The sequence below is a fragment of the Microcoleus sp. S13_C3 genome (assembly GCF_036700905.1).
Classification (GTDB): Bacteria; Cyanobacteriota; Cyanobacteriia; order Cyanobacteriales; family Microcoleaceae; genus Microcoleus.
On sequence record NZ_JAUBPT010000001.1, the window covers coordinates 90,876 to 94,060 of the forward strand.

Here is a 3,185-nt window from a genome sequence, read left to right on the forward strand (position 1 = left end):
GCTTCTGCAAGTGACGACAACACCATCAAACTGTGGCACCTGCAAAGCCAAAAACCCATCGCTACCCTCACCGGGCATAGCAGTTCGGTTTGGAGCGTCGCCTTTAGTCCAGATGGCTTAACTTTGGCTTCTGCAAGTGACGACAACACCATCAAACTGTGGCACCTGCAAAGCCAAAAACCCATCGCTACCCTCACCGGGCACAGCGATTTTGTATCGAGCGTCGCCTTTAGTCCAGATGGCTTGACTTTGGCTTCTGCAAGCAGAGACAAGACGATCAAACTGTGGAACCTGCAAAGCCAAAAACCCATCGCTACCCTCACCGGGCATAGCAATTCGGTCTTGAGCCTCGCCTTTAGTCCCGATGGCTTGACTTTGGCTTCTGCAAGCACTGACAAAACCATCAAACTGTGGAACCTGCAAAGCCAAAAACCCATCGCTACCCTCACCGGGCACAGCGATTTGGTCGAGACCGTCGCCTTTAGTCCCGATGGCTTGACTTTGGCTTCTGCAAGCACTGACAAAACCATCAAACTGTGGAACCTGCAAACCCAAAAACCCATCGCTACCCTCACCGGGCACAGCGATTCTGTCGGGAGCGCCGCCTTTAGTCCCGATGGCAAAACTTTGGCTTCTGGAAGCAGTGACAAAACCATCAAACTGTGGGTTTGGGATTTCGATAAACTAATGGCATTCGGTTGCAACTGGATTAGCGATTATCTCAGAACCAATCCGAAAGTGACAGAAGAGGATAGACAGATGTGTGCTGATTACCTCAACCAAGAGTCAATCAAATAGGATTTAGGCAAAAACCGCCAACCTGCCAGATGTTCGCACTACATTTTTTTCAGTACCACTTCCACTTTTTACGTTGTCCATTCCTCACTCGCATCAGTCACAACCCTAATATTTCCCTGCCGCGAATCTTCCTCCACAACCGGCACCAGCATCGGATTATTAAATCTTTCAATTTAATTTTCACTTTTGTAGTTAGGCGAGGTTTGGGGAGTTCAAAAAGCGGTAGGTGCTAACTCGGAGGGATATTACACTGATGGCCCTTTGAATATAAAACATAAAACTCCTGGAGTGCTGACATTTGTTCTCTCAATCTAGATATCTCTAAATCCAAGGTAGGGAGTAGTTTCTCAAGGTGGCGAACCTCACTAAACCACAGTCGTAACTCGGGTTTGAGAGTTGCATAGAGCGTTGCGGGACACGACAGTAATATTGCTGTTATTATCTCTGCTACGAATTGCTGTTGAGGCCACTTCCCTACAACAGACATTGCATCCGAGTCATCGCTTGACAAGCATTGGTGAACAATATCAAACAGTGGATTTAACTCAATAGCTGCCCGTAATTTCTCAAGTGTCTCTGCAGTCTCTGACGAGGTATGCACCATAGTTGTGAATTCAACAGGCCAATGGTGCAGGATGGTACTGACACATGAAGCAATTGAATCAGGTTGCTCTTTTCTCAGAATGTCTGGGAGTATTTCTGCAAAGTAACTAGCAACACTACACCACTGATGTAAATCACAAGCAACATGAAAGAAGGTTTCTGGCAACCTTTCACTCTTCTGCAATAAAATATAACCTCGACATTGATTAGTGACGGGATCGACAGGTTCAAACGCTTGCCATAACAAAGGCAGAGAAACCCAGTGAGGTGGATATTTGAAACGGGCAACATCCAGCAGAAGAACTAGATCCCGCTGTCGATGATAGCCACCAATTGGTGAGAAGTGACCATCACCCGTTTGTCCCAAGGCCTTTCGGCTGTACGAAACAACTAGATGAATATCACCTGACGCCGTAGTTACCTCCTCAACTGCTTGCCGAAAGTTTTCCAAGCTGCTTTGGTGGTAACGGTTAGGTTTTACAACAGCACCGTTGCAACGTGCTATACAGACAAACTCATCAAAGGTGATACCGTTTTCTTTAATGACTGAAAGAGGTAAACAACAGTCTAAAAATTCCTCTCCATACCATCTCCACACCCCTTTCCAAATGCGACCCGGATCGATGGATAAGGCATTAAGAACAACAACTAAACTACCCAATCCACAAAAAGCGGGTTCTGCTTGAGTGTGAAACTGTTCCGCTAGAGCAAAATACCCTTCCATACCTCCCAATGCCAACGCTTCTCGAAATATTTGCTTTCCCTCTACGGAGGAAAAGGCAATAGCAGAATCGGGGAGTGAACGACGATAAAACCCTTGAGCACACATTGAGTGTTTTAACCCTGATTGCTTATGGTGCTAATGAATATTATGCAACATCGTCACCTTGATAATGATGAATGCACTTATTTACTATTTTTTTCAATTTTAGCAATAAAACGCTGCGAAGGTTTGACTTTCGGGGTGCAAATTTAAAAACCGTGATTATTTGCGAGGGATGGCTAGGCATCAAGCTGATGAAAAAAATCGGAAATTCGCCACAGATTGAGCGTTATGCAGCTCGGATAAATCTCACAGCACCCTTCTCTAGAACAGGCAAGATGCCTGTTCCACAAATAGTGAATTTTCTTGTGGAACAGGCATCTTGCCTGTTCATAAAAAGCTTATTTAGAATGGTGCAACATCTCTGATAAATCAAAATTTTATGAATAGCCTTAATTACGCGATGTTTTAGAAGAGTCAGATCAAGAGTGGTAATAGTTGCAATCAATCAAATTTAAGCCGGTGATTGGGATTGGCACTGATGTGGTCTATCTTCAGGGGATTTATATTGAGGTTGCTGATAACGATATGGGAATTAGCAAATATCTCCCAGAGCCACTTTCTGCTCCCTGGTTGGCAGAACTAACCATCTCGTCAAAGATTCCTCTCAGGTATCGGATAATTGTAGAGCAGCACCAAGGATATCTGCGTCACAGTTAATTAATCGTGTTTACCGTTGGGTGGGGGCGGGTTTTTGAGATTGTTGGTTTTAGCCAGAGATTGTTGGTGAACCCGCCCCTACAGGGACTGTAAAATTTTTGAAAGATGTAAATGTTTGTATATAAACTGACCGAATTTATCGACAATAGACGAGAATTGAACAGTTAATTAATAGTGTTTACCGTTGGGTGGGGGCGGGTTTTTGAGATTGTTGGTTTTAGCCGGAGATTGTTGGTGAACCCGCCCCTACAGGGACTGTAAAATTTTTGAAAGATGTAAATGTTTGTATATAAACTGACCG

Annotated in this window: 2 protein-coding genes and 1 pseudogene; 2 read left to right on the forward strand and 1 reads right to left on the reverse strand. The window is 44.5% G+C overall.

Annotated elements, in window-relative coordinates; all coding sequences use genetic code 11:
* Positions 1–798 (forward strand): annotated as a pseudogene (locus QUA16_RS00355) (WD40 repeat domain-containing protein); the annotation flags it as partial.
* A gap of 229 nt (positions 799–1,027) precedes the next feature.
* On the opposite strand, the gene QUA16_RS00360 reads toward QUA16_RS00355, so the two are convergent.
* The gene (locus QUA16_RS00360; RefSeq protein ID WP_333104140.1) at positions 1,028–2,230 is read right to left on the reverse strand and encodes a phytochelatin synthase family protein; all 1,203 of its coding nucleotides are present in this window, start codon (positions 2,228–2,230) and stop codon (positions 1,028–1,030) included.
* Positions 2,231–2,662: 432 nt separating this feature from the next.
* Here QUA16_RS00360 and QUA16_RS00365 point away from each other — a divergent pair, with 432 nt between their 5' ends.
* The gene (locus tag QUA16_RS00365; protein WP_333104141.1) at positions 2,663–2,884 is read left to right on the forward strand and encodes a hypothetical protein; all 222 of its coding nucleotides are present in this window, start codon (positions 2,663–2,665) and stop codon (positions 2,882–2,884) included.
* Positions 2,885–3,185 lie beyond the last annotated feature (301 nt).

Excerpts from the sequence above, each read along its gene's own strand:
- QUA16_RS00360 (WP_333104140.1), bottom strand. The coding sequence starts at position 2,230 with ATGTGTGCTCAAGGGTTTTATCGTCGTTCACTCCCCGATTCTGCTATT.